Source organism: Filomicrobium insigne (genome assembly GCF_900104305.1).
Classification (GTDB): domain Bacteria; phylum Pseudomonadota; class Alphaproteobacteria; order Rhizobiales; family Hyphomicrobiaceae; genus Filomicrobium; species Filomicrobium insigne.
In genome coordinates, this window is the sequence record NZ_FNJC01000004.1 from 324,608 (window position 1) to 343,396 (window position 18,789).

15 protein-coding genes are annotated in these 18,789 nt (G+C 56.0%); 6 read left to right on the forward strand and 9 right to left on the reverse strand.

What is annotated here, in order from left to right:
• Positions 1-21: 21 nt before the first annotated feature.
• The 4 genes from sauS to BLS30_RS15245 form a co-directional block, all read right to left on the reverse strand.
• Complete coding sequence (sauS, locus tag BLS30_RS15230) at positions 22-1,473, reverse strand: acylating sulfoacetaldehyde dehydrogenase (RefSeq protein WP_090230023.1); 1,452 nt, start codon at positions 1,471-1,473, stop codon at positions 22-24.
• A 154-nt stretch (positions 1,474-1,627) separates the two neighbouring features.
• Entirely contained in the window at positions 1,628-3,151 is a 1,524-nt protein-coding gene (locus BLS30_RS15235) for a tripartite tricarboxylate transporter permease (protein ID WP_046478401.1), read from the reverse strand.
• Positions 3,152-3,162: 11 nt separating this feature from the next.
• The gene (locus tag BLS30_RS15240) at positions 3,163-3,702 is read right to left on the reverse strand and encodes a tripartite tricarboxylate transporter TctB family protein (protein ID WP_046478402.1); all 540 of its coding nucleotides are present in this window, start codon (positions 3,700-3,702) and stop codon (positions 3,163-3,165) included.
• Between the two features lie 213 nt (positions 3,703-3,915).
• Positions 3,916-4,920: a tripartite tricarboxylate transporter substrate binding protein gene (locus BLS30_RS15245; protein WP_090230026.1), complete on the reverse strand. Its 1,005-nt coding sequence runs from the start codon at positions 4,918-4,920 to the stop codon at positions 3,916-3,918.
• A gap of 485 nt (positions 4,921-5,405) precedes the next feature.
• Here BLS30_RS15245 and BLS30_RS15250 point away from each other — a divergent pair, with 485 nt between their 5' ends.
• Positions 5,406-6,215, forward strand: a complete 810-nt coding sequence (locus BLS30_RS15250; protein WP_082101165.1) for an IclR family transcriptional regulator — start codon at positions 5,406-5,408, stop codon at positions 6,213-6,215.
• A 44-nt stretch (positions 6,216-6,259) separates the two neighbouring features.
• Here the strand turns inward: BLS30_RS15250 and BLS30_RS15255 are convergent, their stop codons facing one another.
• On the reverse strand, positions 6,260-6,931 hold the full coding sequence (locus BLS30_RS15255; protein WP_090230030.1) for a GntR family transcriptional regulator: 672 nt from the start codon (positions 6,929-6,931) through the stop codon (positions 6,260-6,262).
• A gap of 724 nt (positions 6,932-7,655) precedes the next feature.
• On the opposite strand from BLS30_RS15255, the gene BLS30_RS15260 reads away from it, so the two are divergent.
• On the forward strand, positions 7,656-8,960 hold the full coding sequence (locus BLS30_RS15260; protein ID WP_046478404.1) for an FCSD flavin-binding domain-containing protein: 1,305 nt from the start codon (positions 7,656-7,658) through the stop codon (positions 8,958-8,960).
• A gap of 133 nt (positions 8,961-9,093) precedes the next feature.
• On the opposite strand, the gene BLS30_RS15265 is transcribed toward BLS30_RS15260, so the two are convergent.
• From BLS30_RS15265 to BLS30_RS15275, 3 genes are all read right to left on the reverse strand, one after another.
• Positions 9,094-9,426, reverse strand: coding sequence for a c-type cytochrome (locus BLS30_RS15265; protein WP_139165372.1), 333 nt, complete (start codon positions 9,424-9,426; stop codon positions 9,094-9,096).
• A gap of 247 nt (positions 9,427-9,673) precedes the next feature.
• A complete protein-coding gene (locus tag BLS30_RS15270) occupies positions 9,674-10,993 on the reverse strand; it encodes a PepSY-associated TM helix domain-containing protein (protein WP_090230036.1) in 1,320 nt (439 codons plus the stop codon).
• A gap of 26 nt (positions 10,994-11,019) precedes the next feature.
• Complete coding sequence (locus tag BLS30_RS15275; protein ID WP_090230038.1) at positions 11,020-13,350, reverse strand: TonB-dependent siderophore receptor; 2,331 nt, start codon at positions 13,348-13,350, stop codon at positions 11,020-11,022.
• A 378-nt stretch (positions 13,351-13,728) separates the two neighbouring features.
• Here BLS30_RS15275 and BLS30_RS15280 point away from each other — a divergent pair, with 378 nt between their 5' ends.
• Positions 13,729-14,454: a sulfite exporter TauE/SafE family protein gene (locus BLS30_RS15280; protein ID WP_090230040.1), complete on the forward strand. Its 726-nt coding sequence runs from the start codon at positions 13,729-13,731 to the stop codon at positions 14,452-14,454.
• Between the two features lie 21 nt (positions 14,455-14,475).
• Here BLS30_RS15280 and BLS30_RS15285 read toward each other — a convergent pair whose 3' ends face one another.
• Positions 14,476-15,231, reverse strand: coding sequence for an IclR family transcriptional regulator (locus tag BLS30_RS15285; RefSeq protein ID WP_160298722.1), 756 nt, complete (start codon positions 15,229-15,231; stop codon positions 14,476-14,478).
• Between the two features lie 419 nt (positions 15,232-15,650).
• Here BLS30_RS15285 and BLS30_RS15290 point away from each other — a divergent pair, with 419 nt between their 5' ends.
• The 3 genes from BLS30_RS15290 (at position 15,651) to BLS30_RS15300 (ending at position 18,788) form a co-directional block, all read left to right on the forward strand.
• A complete protein-coding gene (locus tag BLS30_RS15290) occupies positions 15,651-16,871 on the forward strand; it encodes a TRAP transporter substrate-binding protein (protein WP_090230043.1) in 1,221 nt (406 codons plus the stop codon).
• 89 nt (positions 16,872-16,960) lie between these two features.
• The gene (locus BLS30_RS15295) at positions 16,961-17,491 is read left to right on the forward strand and encodes a TRAP transporter small permease (RefSeq protein ID WP_090230046.1); all 531 of its coding nucleotides are present in this window, start codon (positions 16,961-16,963) and stop codon (positions 17,489-17,491) included.
• A gap of 13 nt (positions 17,492-17,504) precedes the next feature.
• Positions 17,505-18,788 carry a TRAP transporter large permease gene (locus tag BLS30_RS15300; RefSeq protein ID WP_046478411.1) on the forward strand — a complete coding sequence of 428 codons (1,284 nt, stop codon included), beginning with the start codon at positions 17,505-17,507 and terminating at the stop codon, positions 18,786-18,788.
• Position 18,789 lies beyond the last annotated feature (1 nt).

Genomic DNA, 18,789 nt, shown 5'->3' on the forward strand with positions numbered 1-18,789 from the left:
GTTTGCGGCCTTCTTTCTTATTTATTTGCCGTAGCGCTGCCAGTAGGGGCCGAACAGCTCCTCCTCTGACGGCTTGTCCTCTGGAATGGTCGTCACCAGGTGGGTGATGTTGATGAAATGGCGGTAGTTGAGGTTCTCGGTGATGGTGTTGCCGGCCCAGGTGCCGCCACCCATCGACAGCGTGAACGGCAGGGCGTTGTTGAAGCCGCCACCATTTCCAAATGTGTGTGCCTGATTGACGAGAATGCGCACGACATCGGTATCCGCCGCCAGTTCGCGTGCGTGGTCGAGATTTTTCGTATGGATACCGGCAGAGTGGCCCTTGCCGGTCACTTCCAATACGTCGTGCACGATGCGCTTCGCATCGGCAAAGTCCTTGGCGCGATAGACCGTGAGGACCAGCGAAAGCTTCTCATCTGCAAAGGTATGCTTGCCGTCGATATGGTCTTCTTCGACCATGAAGAACTTTGACTGTTCAGCCTCTGGAGCCAGGCCAAGGGCCTTCGCGGTGACGTCAGGGTCCCTCGCGATGACGTGGCGGTTGAGCTTGCCATCAATCCATAGCTTTTCAGAAACCTTGTCGCGTTCTTCTCTCGTGCAGCGCCAGCCCCCGGCCCGGGTTAACGCGGCGATCGCATCCTCGTAGATGTCATCAAGGATGATGACCGAGTTTTCCGATGAGCATGATGTGGAGTTGTCGAAGATCTTGGATGCGCAGATTTTCTCAGCGGCATCGTCGAGGTCTGCGGTGGAGTCGATGATGACCGGAACGTTGCCGGCGCCGACGCCGATCGCAACCGTGCCCGACTGCATGGCCCGCTTGACGTTATTCTGAGAGCCCGTGACGACGGCCAAGTCTACCTGGTTCATGAGTTCCTGCGTCGTCTCCTTCGAGACGGGGGCAGGGAGGAGTTGAACCAGATCTTCTGGATGGCCGGACTTCTTCAGCTCGGCGCGCATGAATTCGACGGTCTTGGCTGTCGTGATCTGTCCCGAAGGTGAGGGGGCAATGATCACGGCGTTGCCGCCCTTGATCGCCATCATGGCTTTGTTGACGGGCGTGGCAGCTGGATTGGTCGAGGGGCAAACAGCGGCAACGACGCCGACTGGCTTGCCATACTTCACCATGCCGCGTTCTGGATTTTCTTCGATCACGCCGACCGTTTTGGCCCGAAGCAGGTCGCGCAATGTCCCGAATGTTTTGCGCGTGTTCTTGATGATCTTGGAGGGTACGTTGCCCAAGCCCGTATCTTCCACGGCCATCTCAGCCAGAAACTTCGCGTTTTCGGGCTTATAGATCGACCACGCTAGGGCGCGGACAGCGTCGTCTACGCGTTCCGGATCGTGGTTCTCGTAAGCCTCCATCGCGGCGCGCGCTCGGCGCACAAGCTCCGCAACAATCTCCTTTGGAGACAGGTTGGTCTGAGCGGTTTTGTTTCCCGATACTTCTAGTGTCGATGCTTCAGATGTCATCGTTGTCTCCAGCGCGAAGTGAATTCGGCGAAGTTGCCGCGTTCAAAAAATGGGACATTGCGTCTTGTTTTTGTGTCATGACGATTGTCGCGAGTCAAGGTGCGTCGAAGGCGAAATTCGCCTTCGACGGCCGTGTTTGCCGGCATGTTGCCGGTTAATTCGATTGCGTAGTTTGAGCGTTTATCTCGCTCGTACGTTTGAAACGGGATGAGATGGCCGGATACAACGACCAGAGCACGAACGCGGCGGCCAACGCGAGGATAGTTCCGCTGATCGGGCGCTCGACGAAGATCCAGAAATTATCTTCGTAGTTTGCAAGCGACGTCAGGAAGTAGCGCTCTGCCAACGGGCCGAGAATTACGCCCAGAACGAGCGGAGCCGTCGGGAAGTTTGCGCGCTTCATGATGAAGCCTAGGACGCCGAAAATCAGGCATACGTAGACGTCGAAAATATTGTTGCGGACGCCGTAGGCCCCGACGACGGACAATACGATGATAAAGGCCCCGAGGATGGCGGGGGGAACCTTCATCAACGTAGAGAAGCCGCGGGCGACGACGACGGCAGCTATGATCATCAGGAAGTTGGCGATGATCATGCTAACGAAGATCGTATAGACCAATGATGGATCCATGCGGAACAGCAACGGCCCCGGATTAATGCCGTGGATGAGCATCGCAGCCAACATAATCGCGGTTGCTGCGCTGCCTGGGATGCCGAGCGTCAGCAGTGGGATCATGGCCGCACCAGTGGTTGCGTTTTTAGCGGCTTCGGGAGCAGCAAGCGCCTGTTCGACGCCCGTACCGAACTCGGCGCCGCGACCCGAGGCCTGACGTTCCACGCCGTAGGCCAGAACCGCGCCGACGGTGGCGCCTGCGCCTGGGATCATGCCGACCATGCAACCCAGACCTGAGCCACGCAGCATTGATCCCTTGTACTGCCAGAGTTCACGCCAGGTGATCTGTTTGCCTGGTTTGGGTGCGAACGAGCTCTTCAGGTTTACGTTTTTTGCCAACAGGTCGACGACCTCGCCAATGGCGAAAAGACCGATCATCACGACCGTGAAGTTGATCCCGCTTTCAATTTGCGGGATTCCAAAGGTGAAGCGGCTAAGGCCATGATGAGGATCAATGCCGACGCAACCGATCACCAGCCCGATGAACATAGAAAGGGCGCTGAGGACCGGCATGTCCTTTGCGATTGCCACGACGCTGGCGAGACCGAGGATGGTTGCCGCAAAAAATTCCGGTTGGTCGAACCGTAATGCAAAGGCAGCGAAGGGCGGGGATCCGACGGCGAGCAAGATTGCCGACAGGAGGCCACCAGTAGCAGAGGCCGTAATCGCGATGCGTAACGCACGCGTCGAAAGGCCTTTGACCGTCATAGGATAGCCGTCCCAGCACGCGGGGAGTGATGCGGGTGTACCGGGAATGTTGATGAGGATCGAAGAGATCGATCCGCCGAATACGCCACCTGCGTAGATGCCCCCGAGGAAGCACATCGCCGTGACCGGTTCCATTACATAGGTAAAAGGCAGAGCCATCGCCATGGCGTTGACGAAAGAGATGCCTGGTAACGCGCCTGCGATGGTGCCCATCATCAAGCCCGTTATGAGGATCAGGAAGTTATGGGGCTGGAGGGCTCCATGCAGACCGGTCAAGAAAAGAGAAAGGAGATCCATTGGTTAGCCTCTCAGTAGATGCGCAGCACGCGATAGAGCGAAATCGTCCATTGATTAAAGGGTTCGACGCCGCGGTTGAGAGGCATCTTGGCCAGGGCAACGAACATGTAGAGAAGGACGATTGTACCGATGATGCTGACAAGGCTGATGGTTATGGGCGACCGGATCTGGCCCATGAGGCACCAGGTCACGATAAAGAGGAATGTGGCCAGTGCGAAGCCCAGGTAAGGGATTGCAAAGCCGTAAATCAGGATCACCCCGACTCCGGCGATGGCCATAACGGCTGAGCCGTTATTTGCCTTTTCGCCGTTTTGTGTTGTGTCGTTCCCGTCGCGCGCACTGATGCGCCAGTTGTTTAATTCGACAAGGAACGCAAGCAGGGAGAAAAATGCCAAGCCGGCCAACATGGCTTTGGGCCACCCGCCAGGGCCGACGGCATTAGGAACGTTAAGCATGGCGGGGTTTGAGGCGATGTGCGTCCACAAGAATGCGCAGGCCAGCAGCATCGACAGAGGGAACGCTGTACGGATCAGGCGTTTTGAAGATGTCATCTTTTATCGATCTCGGTGTGCGTCGTCGGGTGGGCGGCGCGTCTCAGCAGGAAGTGCGCGGCTATACCGTAACCAGTCCAGTGCCAAAGTGATCAGCGCTGGTTAGTCGGGCGCATCGTAGTCAGCAGACGGTGCAGGCATATTTTGCCGTGCGAGGTCTTAAAAACGAAAGCCGGCGTCGCGATAACGCGACGCCGGGTAGTCCAATCATCATCACTTTTTCTTCGACGCGCTCTTTTCTTCGGCGGTCGTGGGGAAGCGCTCCAGATAGGATTTTACCGTTTGGTAGAACTTCGCAACGGTTTCCTTGGTCTCTTCAGGAGAAAGAGGCTTGGTGCAGGTGTAAGTTCCTTCGCAGAATTCTTTCCATTCTGGCGAAGCGAGGATTTTGTTTGCAGCTTCGTTCAGCACTGCAACGCGATCAGCGGGAGTCTTGGACGAAACAGCGATGGTTCTAAAATTTGGAAGGTCGTTGATTTCGAGGCCGTTTTCTTTCGACGTTTCGATATCGGGGAACGACTCGTGGCTCTTTTCGTCAAACACAATGAGCGGACGCAGGTCGCCGGATTTGAGGAACTGCGCGACGTCGCCGGGTTCTTCGTAGATCATGTCCGTATGACCGCCGACGGCAGAAGCATAGCGCTCGGCGGGCTTACCAAACGGTACGTTCACGATCTTCACGCCCTTGGTGGCTAGGTACTTTAGCGTGATGTCGTCCATCGTGCCGTAACCCGACGTTGCGCACCGCAACTTGCCTGGGTTGGCTTTCGCGAATTCAGCGAGGTCCTTGTAGGATTTGAACGGGCTGTCCTTACGGACGAACAACATCGAGGGCGAGCTCTGCATCATGCCGACATAGGCAAACTCATCCGGGTTGTGATTCCCGATTCCGGCTGCCCATGCAGAGACCGAAAGTGCGATAAGTGTCGCTGCGCTGTGTCCATCACTCGAGTCCGTGAGCAGGCGGGTGAGGCCAGCGTTGCCGGAAGCGCCGGATACGTTGGCGACAGGCAGAGGAACGCCGAGAATGGGTTCTGCGAGCTGCGCAAATTTACGACCCATCAAGTCCGCGCCGCCGCCGGGACCGAAGGTAACAATCATATCAATCGGCCGGGACGGGTATTTTTCATCGGCCGCGGCTTGCGTCGCTACGCCGCCGAGTACCAATAGCGCAAGGGTCGAGGCGCAGGCCGCCTCGCGCAAGGATCGTCTTAGCATCTTGAGTGTCTCCTCTCCGTGGAATTCGAACCATTGTAGCCTGGCTCGTTGTTCCGTTAAATTCATCGTTGTTAAGAACGGCTCGGGCCGTGATGCGATTGAATTTTTCCTTGTCGTGTGCGCCTGCCGAGCCTCGTCAGCGTCTCAAAAATGTGAGACACTGCGTCCAGCTTTGCGTATCGTAGGGGCTCGTGTCAACGCTCTATCGAGTATGCCAAGAAAAAACAAAGGTAATGCGGCAGAGCAAAAACAAATGCTGCACTGCGGCAATTGAAAAGTGTGATTCGACCCTTTGAAAACAGGCTCGAGCAATATGCGTGACTAATTCTGGAATTTGAAATGTCGGATTGCTCTGCGCCCGAGCGTCGGTTATCGGCATACGGACATCTCACTCCAGTTCGTTGCGGAAGTTCTGACTTTCTTTCAGCTGGCTTTAGCGCAGACGCGCAGATTGTTACCTTGCGGACGTGGAGACGCACTGGAGAATGAAAAAACAAAACGAAAAATCTCTAGCCTCTAAGTCGGCGGGTGAGGGTGACAGTTCAGATCGGCTGTCCGCGCTTGAAAAATCTATGCTTGTTATTGAGGCAATCGTGGACCATCCGCAGCCGGTCAGCTTGCCAGAGTTAACGTTGCGTCTTGGCATGCCACGCCAGACGATTCACAGGCTGCTCCAGCAATTGACGGATAACCGGCTCATTGTTCGTGATGCTTCGCGAGATCGTTATACTGTGGGTCCGCGTTTGTCTCATTTGGCATTCGCTACGTTGCGCTCACGTAATCAGACGGCGCCGGTCCGGGCAATTTTGTCCGCCCTCGTTGACGAAACCGGCGAGACCTGCAACGTCGGCGCGCTCGATGGCTGGGATTTTGTCTATCTGGAACGCATTGAATGCGAGTGGTCACTTCGCGTGCATCTTGTTGCGGGATCGCGCGTGCGAGCGCATAGCACATCAGGCGGTAAGGTCATGCTTGCCTACCTTGAGCCCGGAGTTCGCAAAACGCTTCTTCAATCCCGAAAGCTAGAGTCGTTCACGCCCAACACAATCACTAATTACGCCAAACTGGAGCAGCATTTGGCCAGCGTGCGCGAGTTGGGTTATGCGTTGAATGACAAGGAGCAGAACATCGGCATCGTCGGCGTCGCCGTGCCAATCTTGGATGAACACGGCACCGCGCTGGCGGCACTTGCATTGCACGGCCCTGAATCGCGTCTCACGGCGAAGACTGCTGTGAAATATGTGCCAACTCTCCAGCGCGCCGCCAAAAAGCTTGCGGCAGTCTGGACCCGGTAAGTTTTTTCGGCGCAGCTGCTACTCGAGCGATCACGCCTGCGGCGTCAGATCAGGGCCTGCAGGGTCTTCATTGTGTACTCTTCGACATAGTCGATCAGGGCATCGGATGCGGCGCGGGCCCCATCCGCGTCGTTGGCGGCGATGGCGCGCGCTATATCGGCATGCATCGCGCTCACTTTTTTCAAGTCTCCGAACTTGTTGAAGTTGAGGAACCAGAACCGGCGTGTTTGTGCCTGAATTGGCGCCATTGCGGCGGCCGCGTACTTATTGTCCGCCGTTGCGACGACCAGGTGATTGAACTCACGGTCTGCGGCGATGAAGATCATCTCGTCGTTTTCGTGGGACGCATGATCAAACCGTTCGGCAAGGCTGATGAATTGTGTTTTTTCCGCCTGACCAGCCAACCGTGCAGCCCGTGCTGCGATCACGCGCTCCAACTCGCGACGTACCTCGATCAGCTTGAACTGGTCCGTGATATCGATTTCGGAGACGATCGCGCCAGCGCGCGGCATGATTGTGAGGCTGCCCTCACGGGCAAGCCGCTGCATCGCCTCGCGAACTGGCGTGCGGCCCAGGCCGAGCTTGTTGCTGATCGAGTTTTCCGAAATGCGGCACCCGGGAGGTAGCCTCAGGGTGACGATCATTTCTTCGATCACACGATATGCCTGCTGGGCTCGCGTTTCCTCTGAGACGTCAAGTGCCAACGTTTCATTCATCAGTGAATCCGTGATTGCGCAGGTATTGATTGTCTTACTCGGTGCGTAGCTATTCAGACGGCGCGATTTGATTGAGCCAGATCTGTGGGCTTTGTACCAAATCGCCAGCGATCGCTGTGCTTACGCACGCTTATCATACGTGCCCGAGTCTCCGATGGGCAAGGATGGGCTTGTGTGCGTGCTGGGTTTCGCCTCAAGTTTGTGTTTATAGGCCTTCGATCGAAGAGTGCGTCTGGATTGGGATGATGTGCAACTTTATCTTTCCATCCCTTCGGATTTATCTAAGTCGTTCGTAGATCAGACGTTTTTGATCATCCTTTTGGAAATAGTCGGTAAGCCTACAAAACGCCATCGTTGCGTGATGTTTCACGAGGCGTGGCCATACATGGACGATACGTCCCTGCTCCCACATTCTAGATGTCGTCGACAATAAATGCCGGCGGGGTTGAACATGATGGCTGGGTGGAACTGATCAGATATAACTGAATCAGGGGGGATATCGTTACCTTTCTCAAAATCGCTGGATGATGTGGTGAACGTTAGTTCATCGCGGGTTGGAAACATGGGCTTCGCGCGCATGTCAGTCAAACAAGCGTAGTCGGGAGTATGGGGTTGCGGGAGGACTTTAGGGGGTGAGGTCAACAAGCTTTGCGGGGGCTTGGCAGCTTCAGCCGATTGGAAAATCTGTCGTGTGGAAGCACGCAGAAAGGGAGTAGGGCTTAGGATGAAAAAGATCACGCGCAGGCAGCTTGGCTATATGGCTGGTGCGGCAGGTGTTGCTGCGGTTGGAACCTTAACATTCGGCCGGGCAGCCATTGCTCAGGGGAGTGCCAAGGTTGTTGTCGTCGGCGGTGGCGCCGGTGGCGCAACGGTGGCTAACAAGATCAAAGCTGCCGCTCCGAATCTCGATGTGACGTTGGTCGAGGCTAATCCGGCGTTCACGACTTGCTTCTTCTCGAACTTGTATCTCGGTGGTCTCGTTTCTTTTGACGACATTACCCATGACTATAAGAACATCTCAGATCTTGGCGTCAAAGTCGTTCACGACTGGGCCGAGGACGTGGATACAGCTGCGAAGGTTGTGAAGCTGAAGGGCGGCACGCAATTGCCCTACGATCGTTTGGTGCTGTCACCTGGCATCGAGCTCAAATACGATTCCGTTCCGGGCTATTCGAAGGAAGCTGCCGAGCTCATGCCGCATGCGTGGCAAGCCGGTGCGCAGACAAAGCTTCTCAAGGCGAAACTTGAAGCCATGGATGACGGGGGCCTCGTTGTTCTTGCGGCTCCACCTAACCCTTATCGCTGCCCGCCTGGGCCTTACGAGCGTATGTGCATGATCGCGCACTACCTGAAGACGGCGAAGCCGAAATCAAAGCTCATCCTGTTTGATCCGAAAACGAAGTTTTCCAAACAGGGAGCCTTCATGGAAGGGTTCAAGGCTCACTACGCGGATATCATCGAAGTGAATCTCACTGACGAGATTGATTCTTATGCTTTGACGCGTGTCGATCCCAAAACGGGTGAGATCGAGACTGCCAGTGGGCGCAAGGAGAAGGCCGATGTCGCCAACATTGTGCCAGCGCAACGCGCGGGCTTGATCGCGCATCGCGCAGGGTGTGCCGAAGGAGATTGGTGCCCCACCAATCCGGAGAACATGTCTTCCACGAAGGTGGAAAACGTCTACGTGCTGGGTGATGCTTCCGTGGCGACAGAGATGCCCAAGTCGGCGTTTTCTGCAAACAGCCAGGCCAAAGTCGTTGCGGCTGACATTCTGGCAGAACTTGCCGAGAAGAAGAAGTTCCCGCCGCGCTTCCGCAACACATGTTGGTCGGCTATTGCGCCGAAGGACGGCATCAAGGTCGGAGCCAACTACACTCCGGGTGAGAAGGAGGGTAAGCCGGCGCTCGTTGCGAAGGACAGCTTTGTCTCGAAGCCGGGAGAGCCGGTAGGCTTGCGCGAGGAAACCTTCACCGAAAGCTTCGGATGGTACTCGGGCATTGTGTCGGACATCTTTGCGAAACCGGCTTGAAGCCGGAGTTGCGGATCTTCCGGATTAGGAGATCGGCAGCTTTTCATGAGACCAAATTCATGAAAAAGGCCGAACGCTTCGGATAAGCGTTCGGCCTTTTTGACGTGTGGTGCACAGGTGGTTCTGGCCGTCGTTATTTGTTCGGATTGAGCGAGCCAAAATAAACCGCGAGGGCCCTTATCTGTTCTGCGTCGAGCGAGCGCGCGACTGAGATCATTGTGGTGTTGGTGCGTGATCCGCTTTTGTAGGCTTCGAGTGCTGAAACAAAGTGATCGGTATCGAGGCCCGTTATGGCCGGGATTCCATCCGAACTGCTCTTTGTCTGATGGCAGGTCGTGCATTCTCCAGCCAGGTATTCTCCGTAAGCCATCAATTCCGGATTTGTGGCTGTTTGAGCTCGGGCTGCATATTCTGTAGCTGTCACACCTAGGACGGCCATGGTCGTGGCAAGGCAAAGTAAGCGCATTGATCTCGTCTTCTCCCATTCCCGTCGCGATCGGATTGGCTGATCATCTTGTTGCCCAAACATACGCGACACATAGTAATATGCGAATATAATTTTGAGCATTTCAGGACAGGCGCCGCAGCGGAAGCGTGTCGGAGATCTTGCTGTGTCAGAAGGGGGCTATTGCCGCTGAATTATGCGATTGCGCGGCGCTCTTTGACGGGATGCGTCAACCGGTAGATTCGCTGCGCCACGCCTTTTGCCGCCTTTACTCCGCAGGGATGTTGTTGGGCGCCGATGATCCGTAGCCGCGGTCGCGTGTCCTTGAGGCCGTGGCGCTCTGGCGGGCGGCGCGCTTCTTGAACCAGATGACGATGCCGGTGATGGACAGCAGCGCCACAACTAGCCCCATGAACGACAGGAACACACGCCCCGGAATCCCGGCGATGCGGCCCGAGTGTAATGGGAACTGCAGCTGCATGAAGATGTCGGCGGCTGTACCCTCCCACGGGATGCGGCCGCCCTTGAAGGATCCGTCTGAGGCGTCGACAAACAGCATCTTCATCGCCATCGTGTTGTGGTCGTCTTCTGGGCGGTAAAAGCTCACCGCGTAAAGCCCGTGCTGGGTGCCGTAGAACACGCTGCCGGGGGGCTCGTTCCAGCCTTGGCGTTGCATTTCGCGCCCAGCTGCTTTGATGGCTTCTGCGAAGTTCAGCTTAGGCTCGATCGGCTTGTTCAACGGAGTTCCCGCCACGTCGTCGAAGGCATCGGGCGTGAGTGTCGAAACGGTGCTGAGGATCGGCCGTACGACTTCATCGTTGAGATTCATTGAGATCGACGTGAAGGCGAGGATGAATAGCATCAGCCACAACCACAGCCCGAAGGCGCGGTGCAGGTCGAGGTTGAGCCGGTAGGTGCTGGCTCCCCGCTTGATTTTCCACGCTGGTTTCCAGCGTTGCCACCAAGATTGGCTAGTACCGGCCTGAGGACCTTCGGCATGCTTGGCTCCGGTCGCTACGGCTGCGGCGGCACTGCCGCGACGCCGACGTGGCAGCGTGAGATAGAAGCCGACGAAACAATCAAACAGCCAGACGATGCCGACCAGTCCCATGAACCACATGCCGATCTCGATGTTCCACATATCCGGGATGTGCATCGAGTAATGCAGCTTGTAGAGGAACGGCAGGATGTTCTCTGAGTCGAGCGAGATTGCGCCCCAGAAGCGTTTGCCCGCGACCTCGCCGGTTACGGGATCCAGGAATACCTGGTTGTAGTCTACTGAATAAAGCTCACCCGTTTTGGGATCGACGCGCGGCTGCACAAAGGCCTCGAAGTTGTGACCTTCCTCGATCGCAAGGGGGAAGAAGGTGGCTCTTACCCTCGGATCGGCTTCTTCGATTTTTTTGGCGAGGGCTAGCGGATCAATTGATGGGCCACCGGTGCTCTTGGCGTGGAAGAGATGCGGGTTGAGCGCCTCGTCAAGCTCATGGTCCCATGAAATCAGCGCGCCGGTGAGCCCCGCGATCAACAGGAACACCGCGATAAAGAGCCCTGCCCACCGGTGAATGATGACGAATGCGTTGCGCATATTTTTCTTTTAAAAAACCTTAGTGATCAGAACTTGTAGGTTAGTCCGGTGGTGATGGTGCGCGCGTTGCCGTACCAGCAATCACCGCGATTAAGGCACGTCGAAACGTATTCCTTATCCTCGAGGTTCTTGGCATTGATGGACCAGCGCCAGTGGTCTTCTTCGTAGGCGATCATCGCGTCGAACAGCGCAACGTCAGGGACCTCTATCGTGGCGTGATCATCCCAGGACTTGCCGATGTACCGGACGCCAGCGCCGACCGACCAGCCTTTGAGGTAGGGTTGATCGAACTCCCAAATGCCCCACAGCGAAGCCAGATGCTTGGGGATGGACTCGATCTGGTTGCCATCGACCTCAGTACCGTCGTCGTACTGCGCGTCCGTGTAGGAGTAGCCGGTGACGATTTTCAAGTTATCGGTGACTTTGCCGGTAAACTCGATTTCAAAGCCTTTGATCGCAACGGCGCCAATCTGCCTGCCGTAGAGAGCCGGATTAGTGGAGTGGTAAACGACGCGGTTGCTCTCGGCGATGTCGTAAATCGCGCTGTTGATCATCCACTGTGCGCCGAGTGGCTGATATTTGAAGCCGAGCTCGTACATGCGGCCTTCCTGGGGGGCGAATGGATTACTGGGGGGACCACCCGCGACAGGAAGGAACGATTCTCCGTAGCTGAAGTAAGGCGTGAAGCCTGACGCAAACTCGTACATGAGCCCGGCGCGGTAGGTAACGGCGTCGTCTTTCTTTACGGTCGTCCCGGATTCGTTCTCGGCCCAATCCTTACGCATGCCAACTATACCGATCCAGTTGCCCAGACGCATCTGATCCTGAATGTAAAGACCGGTCTGGGTGATTTTCTGATCGCCATAGGAGCAGACCTCCAGGTTGGGCGTAGTAGCGCCGCTATAGGCGCCACTGCAATCCGTTCCTGCCCAGCTCCCCTGACCATAGACCGGGTTGTAGACGTTGAACCCGCCAGTATCATAAGCGCTAGCAGTGCCTTGGCTCGCCCTGAAGTTCGTGTAGTCGATGCCACCCAAGACTTTGTGCGTTAGAAAGCCGGTCGCGAACTTGGCTTCGAGATTGGTATCCTGATTGAAGACCTGCGTGTCGGTGATCGCTCTCCATCCGTAGCGATTGACCGTTTCTTGGTCCGCGTCCGTATAGCCAGTGTAAAAATCGGAGTAGGTGCTGGTGTAGTCGTTATGGATGTCGGCATAGCGCGACGCATGGCTTAGTTTGAACACCGAGTTGAACTTGTGCTCAAAGAGAAGCGTCCCTGAAGCGACGTCCGTGTCGTAGTGGTCTCCCAGTTCGCCCGCGAAGTTTTCGCGCGGGATGGTGCGGCCATTGACGTTGGGAAATAGAGTGCCGGCGAATGGGTAAAACTGCGAGCTGGAGCCGGTCTCGTCCTTCTGGAAATGGCCGAGGAGCGTAATGCTGGTGTCGGTTGTTGGACGATAGGTGATCGAGGGTGCGATGGCGTAACGATCGTCCTCGACGTAGTTCACCTGCGTATCGGCATCACGCGCAAGACCGGTCAGGCGGTAGGACCATTTGCCGTCCGAGGTCACGGGCCCCGTCATATCGAACTTCACTTGCTTGAAGTCGAATGTACCGTACTCGGCTGTGATCTCACCGCCTTGCTCGTTCTGCGGGCGCTTGGTGACGCCGTTTATGATACCGCCAACCGGGGCTTGACCATAAAGCACCGACGCGGGTCCGCGCAGGACTTCGACGCGTTCCATGAAGTATGGATCGATGCGGTAGTTAAAGGTGTAGTAGCTAAATGTCCGGCGAAGGCCATCAAGGTATTCCGCAGCCTCCGTTCCACGAATTAACGCACTGTCTGTGCGGCTGTCGAAACCGTAGGCGTCGGCTACGACGCCTGGAACATAGCGCAGCGTGTCTTGGATTGACTGTGCGCCCTGGTCGCGGATCTGCTCGGCACCGACCACGGAGATTGACTGAGGGACTTCACGTAGCGGCGTGTCCGTTTTGGTGCCCGTAGCTGTCTGCGTGGCGACATAGCCCTGGACCGGGCTCGTGGCCGTTTCAGCCTGAATTGTCCCTTCCGCAGGACCCGTTGGTGCCGTTGCCGCGACGGGCTGTGGGGGCGCTTGCGCCGGGGCCGTTGATTTCTGTGCTGTCTTCTTTGTCTGTTTAGGCGTCGGTTCCGGCGAGGTGATGACCTCCACTTCGGGCAACGTCATTGCTGGCGAAGTTGGCTGCTCATCGCTATTTTGTTCAGTCGTCGATAAAGGGGGATCGGCTTGTTGGGCCAGGACCGGTGCTTGTTGGGCCAGAACGACTACGACCATTGCGCCTGCTATTGATGTCGCCTCTAAAATTCTCGCCATTGCTTGTGCTAACCGCCCTGGTTTTCAAAACTCTGAAAATCGCGTACGACTTCTACTGCGCACGTGATTGGCGGAGGCAGAGTTCCTGGGCCGCGCGCAGAGTTCGCATTGGTGGGCGTGATTCTTAACTCAATAAGTATAGAATCGGCAATGCAAAGCTGCTAATTTTTTTGTTATTGAGTTCTCCGTGATCATGTTGTCAAACGGGCACATGGTATTTTTCAATCGATGCTCGTGCCTTTGAAAATTCCGCTCGCTCAGCTGTCGGCGGATACTCTGTAGGCGGACAATTACCCCTCCTAACGGTGACTGAGTTTTTATCCGCTTGCTGCTGCGGCGCGGGAGGTGCAATGTCCGCTGCCTTGCTGCGAGGGGAAGATGACACAAGAGTTGATCGCTGCCGTTGGGATTGCTGTGGCGGCAGGTTTATTGCGTGGGTTTGCTGGCGTCGGTTCCGGCATGTTTATGGCGCCGTTCTTTGTCCATCTGTTTGGACCGGTCCAAACAGTTGGCATCATCATCCTCATCGAGATTGTTGCGACAGCTCAGTTGTTGCCCTCGGTACGCAACGACATTCAGTGGCGTATGATCTCGCCGATGGGATTAGCAGCCGCGGCGCTCATGCCGTTGGGAGGATGGTTTCTCGTTAGTCTCGACCGAGCTAGTATCCAGTTTGGCGTTGCGCTTCTGGTCTCGTTGTCGGCGCTGCTCTTAATGAGTGGTTGGCGCTATGAAGGGCGCCGTCCCACGATGCTGAGTGTTGCCGTGGGGGGGCTCTCTGGATTTTTGATGGCGGTGACGAGCCTCGGAAATCCTCCGGTCATGGTCTATCTTCTGTCGAGTGACGCGCCAGCTCGGGTCAATCGTGCGAACTTCACTGGATACTTTGCGCTTACGCTTGTGGCTCTTATAGCCCTGATGAGTTTGCGCGGGTTGATTACGCGAGATGTTCTCTTCACGGCCGTGGCGTTGATGCCCGGCTTTTTGCTTGCCACCTGGCTCGGCAGTCGCATGTTCCGGTCTTCCAACGAACTCACCTATCGGCGCGTGGCGCTGGGTATTCTGCTGCTCGCGGGACTCTATGGGATATATCTGTCGATGTGACAGGTGTAGCTGACCCGTCAGCTAGACGTCATCCTTGTCCGCGTCGTCGGTGGGCAGCGTGTCTTCCAAATCTGCAGCGGCGTTTCTCAACGACGGGAGGAATGAGAGGATTTGGTCGAGCGTCAGCCGCGCTGTCGGGCCGTGACACGCTATGCCGGCGACAACGCGTCCCTGCTTGTTGCGCACCGGGACAGCCAGCGCGACGAGCCCTTCAAGAAACTCCTCGTCGTCGATGCTGTAGCCGCGTTTGCGGATCAATTCGATCTCTCGCTCCATCGCGTCCAGGTCCGTTATGGTGCGCGGTGTGTGCGTGGGCAGCTGTGTAACCGAGAGCAATTTCTGCCGTCGGGCCCGGTTCATATCGGAGAGGAAAAGTTTGCCGCTGGCTGTGCAATGGAGCGGCACCATCGAACCTGGCTCTAGATGCATGCGAAGCGGCCAGCGTGATTCGACACGGTCAATGTAGATGGATTGATCGTGGATGCGCATGGAGAGATTGCAGGTTTCGCCGATCTCGTTGACGAGCTTCTGAAGGATGGCGCGGCGTTCCGGTTTCATGCCGGCGTTTACGACTTCAAGGCCGAGGTGCCAAAGGCGATGGCCCACACCGTAGTGCCGGCTGTCGATATCTCTCAGCAAATAGCCCGCTGCTTCGAGCTGCTGGCACATGCGGTGTACAGTTGGCTTGGGTAAGCCGATCTTGGCTGCGATCTCTGCGACCGAGAGAGTTCCTTCGTTTTCTGCGACAGCCGATATGACGCTCATGGCGCGCAGCATTACCGAGCTCGTTTCCCGTTCCTCAGCCTTTGGCCGTGTGCGCGAGGGTCCAAGTTTTGCTTTTGCTAGGGGCATTTCCGCTGATTTTCTTTCAAAGTTTTTTTGATGCTCGCGCCTAGGAGCGCACGTCCATTGATTTGCTTTTCTCTGCCTACATCAAGGTCTGGATGTCTACATCACTTGTTTCCTAGTCCGTTTAATTCCTGCGCCCTTAGTCGTAGGCCGTTCCATTTTCCGCGAATTTGAATGTGGGATGCTGCGATGCAGCACGGAATTTGTATTGCGTCGACACTATAAAGCAGCTCAAATGATATGTATCGTCTCAAATGACGATAATTGGTTCTGGTGAAGATGATGTCTACGGCTGTGGCTGAGTCCACCTGCCGGAACATAAAAAACGGTATTTTGGGAGAACGCACATGGAGCTTAAGGCAAAGGGATTGAGCCGACGGGACCTCGGCCGCATAGCGTTCCAATACGGATGGACCTCAACGCTCTTTGCTCTGGCAGGGATGTCGGGTGTCGTCACTGCCAGCAGCTTGGCGCGGGCAGCGGAAGAAACTGCTAAGAAGCGGAAACCGGCGAAGCACACGCTGAAATTCGGTGCGTCGGGCTTTAACGAGAACAACCTGAATATTCAAAAATCGGGGCAGTTATTTTTTGCAAAGGATCTCGAGGATCGCACCGACGGTGAAATTCGTGTCGAGTTCCTGGGTTCCAACCAGATCTGCGGTCAGCTCGATTGCGTGCAGAAGACGCAGCAGGACATTGTACAGATCTTTTCGGCGTCGACTCAGAACTCCGCAGGCAACGCGCCGTACTACAACGTTCTCGACTTTGCCTACATGTTCCCTACACGGGCTTCGCAGTATCACTTCTTTTACAGCCCGAAGAGCAACAAGGTCTTTCGTGAGCCGCTAGAAGCTCGCCACAAGATCAAGTTCCTTTTTACGCACTGCGAACTTCGTGGCCTGATGCTCGGCAAGAAGTGGGCTGATAAGCCTGTCGTTACCAAGATTGAAGATCTCGCTGGCACGAAGAACCGCGTTACCGGCACACAGCTTGGCCGTATCGCGATGCAGCTTTTGAACCTCAATCCCGTTCCGATCGCTTGGGAAGAAACGCTCGATGGTTTGCGCCAGGGGCTGATCGACGGCGCGGAAACTTGGATGGGTGCTGCGGCCTATGCCAACATGACGCCAGTTCTCGGGCAGGCGGTTGATCTCCGCTTCTTCTGCGGGACGGAACACACGGCCATGAGCGCTCCCGTCTTCAACAAGCTCGAGCCGCATCTGCAGGATGCCATCATGGAATCGTCTTACACCGCGCAGGTGCACGTCCAAGGCTGTCACGAAGCGGCCCTGGTCGACATCGTGGGTGCAACGAACCCGCCGCGTCCGGGAACGTTGTTCAATGAGTACGGCGTCAAGGTCGCCGTGCTTTCGAAGGAAGAGCTGAAGAGGGCCGAGCAGATGTGCTCGCCTGAGTTCAAGCCGGAGCCTTGGGAGCAATGGCGTGAACGGTTGAACGGCTGGTCCGGCGGACAGGACGTCTACAAGACGATCTACGACATCGCTCGCGAAATCCCAGAGGATACGAGCCCGGTGAACGTGCCTCCGCAGCGCTGGTGGAAGGCATAAGCCCTCAAAGTCGCAATGGCACAGCACATTGGTAGCCACTGTTGTGCTGTGCCGACTTTATCCTACCTAACCCAGCGGAATAAGACGCCATGTCCGTGATTGTGAAGCCGTTCAAGTGGCTTGACGCCAATCTTGAGCGATATCTCATCATTCTCGCCTACGGCACCATGACTTCGATCATTTTCGTCGAAGTAATTCAGCGCTTTGCCTTCAATCAGCAGGCGCCATGGTCGACAACGATTCCCGTTTATCTGTTCGTTTGGATCACGTGGATCGGGGCGGCTTATAACGTTCGGCGGCGCAGCCATCTCGCTTTTACCGAGCTGCGGGCTTCAATGCCTTACGTGCTTCAATTTCTATGCACGTTGCTCGATCACATTCTCTGGATCGGCTTTGGCACGATGGTGATCTACTATTCGATCGATCTTGTTCAGCTGCTTCGCGACAACTACGCGATCGTTCCGGGCACCGACGATGTGATGCAGTGGTGGTTCTATCTCGCCATTCCGGTGGGTTGGGGGATGCTCGTTCTGAGATCACTCCAAAATATCATCGAGGATATCGGACGTTTTTGGCGTAGTGAGCCGTTCACGTTTACCGCCTCCATTGGCAGCAACTAAGGGCGGGGAAACGATGGATACGACAACACTTGTAATCCTTGCCTCGATCGGGGGAACTGTACTGTTCCTGATCGGCGTTCCGGTCTTTCTGGTGCTTGGGCTGTGGATCGTGATGGCAAGCAATGCCATTGGTTTCACACTTTCAAATATCCCGACGACACTGTTCGAAGGCATCAACTTCTTCGGCTTGTTGGCTTTGCCGCTGTTTATCCTGACGGGTGACATGATCAGTGCTGCGGGTATCGCCCGTCGGCTAACGGATTTTTCGCGCGCAGCACTAAGCTGGCTGTCAGGCGGTATGGCTATTTCTACGCTTGGCGCTTGCGGCCTCTTTGCTGCTATCTCCGGCTCCAACGCTGCGACGACCGCGACGATCGGCAAGATCATGTATCCGCAGCTGGTTGATGAGAACTACGACAAGCGTTTTGCAGCCGCGACGATCGCGGCAGGAGGCGTGGTCGGCATCATCATTCCACCAAGTGTTATCTTCATCGTTTACGGGTTCATTATGAACCTGCCCATCGGCACGTTGTTTATCGCGGGCCTGTTGCCGGGCATCCTGATGGTCATCGCGATGCAGCTGGTTGCGCTCTACATGGCGTGGCGAAACGGATGGGGAATGACATTTGCCTTTTCGCTGAAGAAAACGCTCATAGCGGGCGCTAAAGCCTATCTTGGCTTCTTGGCGATCTTCATCGTTCTGTTCGGAATTTACTCCGGCATTTTCTCGCCAACGGAAGCTGCTGCGATGACGGTGGGATACTGCTTCGTGGCCGGTACGTTCGTAACGCGGGAAATCAAGCTACGTCAGGTGCCTTCGATCCTGATGAGTTCAGGCCAGATTACCGGTCTGCTCGCTCCCTTAATCGCGATTTCAATCGTGATGCAGCAGATGTTCTCGCTTATGGGCGCAGAGCAGGCGATCCGTGATTTCGTCATGAGTTTCGGTGGTGGTTACGCAGTGACGCTGGCAGTCTGCATGGCCATCGTGTTGATTACCGGTACGATCCTAGAGAGCCTTCCGGTTACCGTCATTCTGGCACCAGTGCTCGCGCCGCTTGCGGCGCACGTCGGCGTGGATCCCGTGCATTTCGCGGTGATCTTCCTCGTCGGCGCGTCTATCGGTTTCATCACGCCACCGTACGGACTCAATCTCTATGTTGCGTCTAGCGTGACGTCTCTGCCGTACCTGCAACTTGTCCGGTTCGTGGTGCCCTACTTCGTCGCCCTGGTTCTTGTCTGGGCGCTCGTAGCGGCATTTCCTGTGCTCTCGCTGTGGCTTACGCAATTCATGTAAG

Excerpts from the sequence above, each read along its gene's own strand:
- BLS30_RS15275 (WP_090230038.1), bottom strand. The coding sequence starts at position 13,350 with ATGGCGAGAATTTTAGAGGCGACATCAATAGCAGGCGCAATGGTCGTA.
- BLS30_RS15285 (WP_160298722.1), bottom strand. The coding sequence starts at position 15,231 with ATGCTGCGCGCCATGAGCGTCATATCGGCTGTCGCAGAAAACGAAGGA.
- sauS (WP_090230023.1), bottom strand. The coding sequence starts at position 1,473 with ATGACATCTGAAGCATCGACACTAGAAGTATCGGGAAACAAAACCGCT.
- BLS30_RS15295 (WP_090230046.1), top strand. The coding sequence starts at position 16,961 with ATGTCCGTGATTGTGAAGCCGTTCAAGTGGCTTGACGCCAATCTTGAG.
- BLS30_RS15240 (WP_046478402.1), bottom strand. The coding sequence starts at position 3,702 with ATGACATCTTCAAAACGCCTGATCCGTACAGCGTTCCCTCTGTCGATG.
- BLS30_RS15245 (WP_090230026.1), bottom strand. The coding sequence starts at position 4,920 with ATGCTAAGACGATCCTTGCGCGAGGCGGCCTGCGCCTCGACCCTTGCG.
- BLS30_RS15300 (WP_046478411.1), top strand. The coding sequence starts at position 17,505 with ATGGATACGACAACACTTGTAATCCTTGCCTCGATCGGGGGAACTGTA.
- BLS30_RS15250 (WP_082101165.1), top strand. The coding sequence starts at position 5,406 with ATGAAAAAACAAAACGAAAAATCTCTAGCCTCTAAGTCGGCGGGTGAG.
- BLS30_RS15290 (WP_090230043.1), top strand. The coding sequence starts at position 15,651 with ATGGAGCTTAAGGCAAAGGGATTGAGCCGACGGGACCTCGGCCGCATA.
- BLS30_RS15280 (WP_090230040.1), top strand. The coding sequence starts at position 13,729 with ATGACACAAGAGTTGATCGCTGCCGTTGGGATTGCTGTGGCGGCAGGT.
- BLS30_RS15255 (WP_090230030.1), bottom strand. The coding sequence starts at position 6,931 with ATGAATGAAACGTTGGCACTTGACGTCTCAGAGGAAACGCGAGCCCAG.
- BLS30_RS15270 (WP_090230036.1), bottom strand. The coding sequence starts at position 10,993 with ATGCGCAACGCATTCGTCATCATTCACCGGTGGGCAGGGCTCTTTATC.
- BLS30_RS15235 (WP_046478401.1), bottom strand. The coding sequence starts at position 3,151 with ATGGATCTCCTTTCTCTTTTCTTGACCGGTCTGCATGGAGCCCTCCAG.
- BLS30_RS15265 (WP_139165372.1), bottom strand. The coding sequence starts at position 9,426 with ATGCGCTTACTTTGCCTTGCCACGACCATGGCCGTCCTAGGTGTGACA.
- BLS30_RS15260 (WP_046478404.1), top strand. The coding sequence starts at position 7,656 with ATGAAAAAGATCACGCGCAGGCAGCTTGGCTATATGGCTGGTGCGGCA.